Annotated in this window: 5 protein-coding genes; 2 read left to right on the top strand and 3 right to left on the bottom strand. The window is 36.9% G+C overall.

Annotated features, from left to right (window positions below; genetic code table 11):
- Positions 1–147 precede the first annotated feature (147 nt).
- Complete coding sequence (gene hppA, locus COU51_00815) at positions 148–2,136, top strand: sodium-translocating pyrophosphatase (GenBank protein ID PIR67013.1); 1,989 nt, start codon at positions 148–150, stop codon at positions 2,134–2,136.
- A 163-nt stretch (positions 2,137–2,299) separates the two neighbouring features.
- Positions 2,300–3,577, top strand: a complete 1,278-nt coding sequence (tig, locus tag COU51_00820; protein ID PIR67014.1) for a trigger factor — start codon at positions 2,300–2,302, stop codon at positions 3,575–3,577.
- 75 nt (positions 3,578–3,652) lie between these two features.
- Here the strand turns inward: tig and COU51_00825 are convergent, their stop codons facing one another.
- The 3 genes from COU51_00825 to rnpA all read right to left on the bottom strand — a co-directional run.
- Complete coding sequence (locus COU51_00825; protein ID PIR67015.1) at positions 3,653–3,871, bottom strand: hypothetical protein; 219 nt, start codon at positions 3,869–3,871, stop codon at positions 3,653–3,655.
- A 1,147-nt stretch (positions 3,872–5,018) separates the two neighbouring features.
- Entirely contained in the window at positions 5,019–5,297 is a 279-nt protein-coding gene (gene yidD / locus COU51_00830; GenBank protein ID PIR67016.1) for a membrane protein insertion efficiency factor YidD, read from the bottom strand.
- A 3-nt stretch (positions 5,298–5,300) separates the two neighbouring features.
- Positions 5,301–5,631, bottom strand: a 331-nt coding sequence (gene rnpA / locus COU51_00835; GenBank protein ID PIR67017.1) for a ribonuclease P protein component, incomplete at its 5' end; no start/stop codon positions are given.

A 5,631-nucleotide genomic window follows, 5' to 3' on the forward strand; every position in this document is an offset into this window, starting at 1 on the left:
TAACTTCATATTATATATATTTATAGGATGATAGTAGCATAAAAAAGATTAAACTTCAAATGAAAAATTTATTATGGTTGACAGTTGCCATTATAAATATTATTATATAATTTAGTTAAAAATAATAATTAATTTCATATTTTATATATGATTCTACCTATATCTATAGTAGCCGGAGTGCTAGCAATTGGGTACGGCATCTTTCTGGCTTTTAAAATAGTATCACTTCCACAAGGAGAAGGAAAAATGTTGGGAATTGCCAAAGCGATACAAGAGGGCGCAAGCGCCTATCTCAATCGTCAATACAAAACTATCGGCATAATCGGAACAATCATCTTTGTCTTTTTGTGGATTGCATTTGGAAAATTAGATATCGCCTTAGGGTTTGTTATTGGCGCGCTTCTTTCTGGAATTGCAGGATATATTGGAATGAATATTTCCGTACGTGCAAATGTACGAACAGCACAAGCGGCAAAAAAAGGACTCGCCGAAGCATTTAATGTTGCTGTAAAAGGCGGAAGCGTTACCGGGCTTTTAGTCGTCGGTTTAGGTCTTCTTGGCGTAGCCGGCGTTTATGCAATTACAAAAAATCTTGATTATTTAATTGGACTTAGCTTTGGCGGAAGTTTAATTTCTGTATTTGCCCGTCTTGGCGGAGGAATTTTTACAAAAGCCGCTGATGTCGGCGCAGATCTCGTTGGAAAAGTAGAAAAGGGAATTCCTGAGGATGACCCACGTAACCCTGCAGTTATTGCTGATAATGTCGGGGATAATGTCGGAGATTGCGCTGGAATGGCGGCAGATCTTTTTGAGACATATGCTGTTACCGCTGTCGCAACAATGCTCTTGGGCTCTCTCGCTTTTAACGGCGCGGAAAATGCTATCCTATTTCCTCTTGCAATCGGAGGCGCATCAATACTTGCCTCAATCGTAGCAACGTTGTTTATCCGTTTAGGAAAAAAGGAGAACATAATGCAAGCGCTCTACAAAGGACTTATCGCCGCCGAAGTTTTGGCAGCAGCTCTATTTTATCCAATCACAAAATATCTTCTTGGTGATTTAGCAAATTCTTTGGAGCTTTATTTTTGCGCACTTATCGGACTTTTGGTAACAGCCGCTCTGGTAGTTATCACTGAATATTACACATCCGATAAATTCAAACCTGTAAAAGATATTGCAAAAGCCAGTGAATCAGGTCATGGAACAAATATTATTTCCGGATTAGCGATAGGAATGAAATCAACCGTTTGGCCGGTACTTGTTATTACCACTGCAATCTGGGGTTCATACTATTTAGGCGGACTTTATGGAATTGCCGTTGCGGCAATGAGTATGCTTTCTCTAACAGGTATTATTGTTACAATAGACGCCTATGGACCGATAACGGATAACGCAGGCGGAATCGCCGAAATGGCAGAGCTGTCTGATGAAGTCAGGAAAGTGACAGATCCTCTTGATGCAGTAGGTAACACAACAAAAGCTGTAACCAAAGGGTACGCAATCGGTTCTGCCGGTCTAGCGGCATTGGTTCTCTTTTCTTCTTACACACAAGAACTGGCAAAATCAGGAAAAGATTTTGTTTTTGCCCTAAGTGATCCAAAGGTAATCATCGGACTTTTTATCGGTGGGCTCTTGCCATATATCTTTAGCGCACTGGCAATGGAATCGGTCGGGAAAACTGCCGGTAGTGTGGTAGAAGAAGTCCGTAAACAATTTAAAGAAATAAAAGGAATAATGGAAGGTCAAAATAAACCGGACTACGTAAAATGTGTTGATATTGTTACAGGAGCAGCAATAAAAAATATGATATTACCAGTTGTAATAATAATTGCTGCGCCAATTCTTATCTGGCTCGTTTTGGGTGAAGTTGCTTTAGGCGGGCTATTAATCGGCGCAATTGTAACCGGAATCTTTATAGCCATCTCAATGACCTCTGGTGGAGGCGCGTGGGATAATGCAAAAAAATATATTGAATCCGGACAATACGGCGGAAAGGGTTCTTTTGCTCATCAGGCGGCTGTAACCGGAGATACTGTCGGCGATCCATATAAAGATACTGCCGGACCCGCAATCAACCCAATGATAAAAATCCTTAATATTATCGCCTTATTAATCGTAGCCTTCTTAGCAAAATAAATTATTCTCTATTTAAAAAACCGCTCGGATTTTGATTTGAGCGGTTTTTGATTATATAAATTATTCAATGGGAAATTAATATGAACCTAAAAAAATTATTAATATCTTGACTGATCTATAATTTTATGCTATATTACAAACATTAATTAATAACTTATTTTTTATGAAATGTAATGTAAAAAACCTGGAAAAATCTCAAGTTGAACTTACAGTTGAACTTTCTTGGGATGAAGTAAAACCATATTTGGAACGAGCTGCGGAAGAGCTTTCTCAAAAATCAAAAATTGAGGGTTTCCGTCCGGGCAAAGCTCCTTATGATATTGTCCGCGCCCGTTTTGGAGAACATGCTATTTTGGAAGCGGCCGCAGAAAAAATAATAATGAAAAATTTTGTCGCTGCAATCAAAGAAAAAAATCTGGAGACAGTCGGTCAGCCTCATATTGATATTGAAAAAATGGCGGTAAGTAATCCGTTCATTTTTAAAGCAACTGTTTCTCTTCTGCCAAAAATAACTCTTGGAGAATATAAGAATCTAGGAATAAAAAAAGAAGAAACAAAAGTCACTGATGAAAAAGTTAAAGAAGCGTTAGACGGCTTAACAAAAATGCAAAGTAAAGAAATATTGAAAGATGGTCCGGCAGAAAATAAAGATAAGGTTCTTGTTGATATGGATATGATAAAAGATAATGTACCCATTGAAGGCGGGCAGGCAAAAGATATGGCAGTATACCTTTCCGAAGCGCATTATATTCCTGGTTTTAATGAGGAACTTGTCGGACTTAAAAAAGACGATGAAAAAGAATTTGATTTAAATTTTCCTAAGGAACACTACCAAAAACATCTGTCAGGCGCCAAAGTGCATTTCAAGGTAAGGGTAAGAGATGTTTACAAAATAGAGCCACCGAAGCTGGATGAAGAGTTTGCTAAAAGTCTTGGACAAAAAAGCATAGAAAATTTAATGATCTTACTCCGCAAAAATCTTGAACACGAAGAATTGCATAAGACGGAAGAAAAATGGGAAATTACTATTCTTAATAAAATTGTTGAGAACAGCAAATTTTCTGATATTCCAGAACTTCTTATAAACGGCGAGGCAAACCAGATGGTTTATGAATTAAAAAATAATATCACCCGCCAAGGACTTTCATTTGAAGATTATTTAAAATCCATAAATAAAACTGAGGCAGAATTAAAACTAGAGTTTTCTCCGGAAGCAATAAAAAGAATAAAAATATCTTTAGTTATCCGCGAAATAGCAAAAGCAGAAGGAGTGGAGGCAAGCGATAAAGAGGTTATCGAAGAAGTTGGAAAATTAATGAATGCATATAAAGATAATGCAGATGCTCAAAAACAAATCAACTCAAAAGAATACGAAGATTATTTAAAATCTAGAATAGAAAATAAAAAAACAATTGATATTTTGAAAAAAAATAATCTTTAAACACTTCAGCATTTTACACTTGGTGCAGAATCAAGTATTAAAAACCTCCGCGTTTGCGGAGTTTTTTAATTATTTTTATCTATTTATTTTTATAATTTTTTCTCTACTTTTCTCCCCACTTATAATTTCTATTTTTGATTTCGGTACATCCAATTCTTTTGATAATAATTTTATAACCGCTTTATTTGCTCTACCGCCTTCTGGTGGGGTGTTAACATAAACTCGTAGACCACTTTCGGTTTTTTTTATTTGTTCGCGCTTTGCATTTGGGATAACCTTTATATTTATTAACATATAATTATATTATATCAAAAAAACGCCGAAGCGTTTTTTTGAAAATTTTTCCTTTCTCCAAAAACCAAATTCTGCAATAAGTATTTCTGTCTGCCACACTCTGCGTGGGCTTAATTAATTACTTCCATATCTTAATCGTTTTTTCTGATTCGTGGAGAAAGGATGGCGAGCTGAAGGTTTTAAATCTTCAGCTCGCCATTGGGGCCCTGCTTCCCCTTGGCTCGCACATTTTCGGCTGTGTGACCACCGGATGCTTTGGCACGACCCTAACGACGGCCTCAGTTGTTTGAGGTGAAACTTGTGTTGGCCTCGCTTCGTACTCAGCTAAGGCTTTTCCTAACTCTCCAATACAAGTTTCACTCATCTCCGCCGATCACGTTGTATTATCCACGCTCGGGCACGTGACTTGGTCTTACGACCTCCGAACGCTTCCTTTTGAAAGTACAGCAATAACATCCCTTTCTGTTTACTAACTTCAATCGTTGCCTTCGCTCATCAGGTAGCAATAGCCTTTTCTCCGTTTATCGGAGATGCTATCTCTTGTTATTCTCGGAGAGAACGTTCCTCTCATCCGGCCCCAAAAACGCACATGACGATCTGGGGCAGGAAGTAAAGGTGGGGAGTATGAAGTTTATCTTCAGTGACTCCCCAAAAATTTTCGTTTGTTTTTATTAAGTGGCGCTGGCAGGACTCGAACCTGCAACTTCCTGTCTTTTGAACAGGTGTTGGCCCATGGTTAGGGCGCCGGAACCCTCTCGGCAGTGCCAAAATGATATAGGTGAGAGCTATAGGAATTGTCAAGACGATTAAAATTATTTAAGTCCTGCGATCCTATTGTCCCACAAGCATGGGGTTTTCTCCTCCTATATCATTTTGGCACTGTGCTTAGGTGCCAGTTAAAAAGTGGTTATAAGGTGCTCTTAGGAGGAAAAGCACCTTATAACCACTTTTTTATTCCTCCTAAAGAAATCTATTGTTTTTATGAACTTAAAAGCAGTATAGCACACTTTAACAATTTTGTCAAGAGCTAATGCTCTTTTTTGGCTAAGCTTAGCTAAAAAAATAAATAAAAAATACGCTTTTTTGCGTATTTTTATGCTATTTTATCATTTTAATAATTCATCAATTAATGAGAAAGAAGTATAAATTATTTCTTCTCTCGTAAAACAGGATCATATCCACCCTTTGACCACGGATTACATCTCATAATTCGCCAAAAACCTTTAATTCCTCCCCTAATTAAGCCAAATTTCTCAATAGAACCAATGGCATACTCAGAGCACGTTGGCTTAAATCTACAAAAACCATGAGGATATAAAAATTTAAAAAAACCATGATCAAAAGACAGGGTTTTTTGGTAAAGTTTAATTAATTTTATGACCCAGGAGCGTGATCCAATAACAATAAAATCAATGATTTCTTGCATAAATTACATTAATTTTGTCTTTTTTAGAAAAAACATTACATCTTTTTCAATGTCTTTGTGCTTTAAGTCCGTAATTCCCGGCTTAGTTATAACCACAATATCATACTCTGCCTTTATTTTATCTAAATTTAGCCGAAAAATCTCGCATATCATACGCTTTAATCCATTGCGCTTTACTGCGCTTTTACTTATTTTAGTACTAACAACAAAGCCTACCCGTGTATAAGGTAGGCCGTTTTTTTTATATTTAAAATTTATCAATTTCGTGCCAAAAAAATCGCCTTTTTTATAAACCGACTGAAATTCGGCATTTTTTTTTAAACGATTCTCCTTT

The sequence above is a fragment of the Parcubacteria group bacterium CG10_big_fil_rev_8_21_14_0_10_36_14 genome (assembly GCA_002772895.1).
In the GTDB taxonomy this organism is placed as follows: domain Bacteria; phylum Patescibacteriota; class Patescibacteriia.

Bases quoted from the DNA above. Each gene is read 5' to 3' on its own strand.
- hppA (PIR67013.1), top strand. From the start codon at position 148: ATGATTCTACCTATATCTATAGTAGCCGGAGTGCTAGCAATTGGGTAC.
- COU51_00825 (PIR67015.1), bottom strand. From the start codon at position 3,871: ATGTTAATAAATATAAAGGTTATCCCAAATGCAAAGCGCGAACAAATA.
- tig (PIR67014.1), top strand. From the start codon at position 2,300: ATGAAATGTAATGTAAAAAACCTGGAAAAATCTCAAGTTGAACTTACA.
- yidD (PIR67016.1), bottom strand. From the start codon at position 5,297: ATGCAAGAAATCATTGATTTTATTGTTATTGGATCACGCTCCTGGGTC.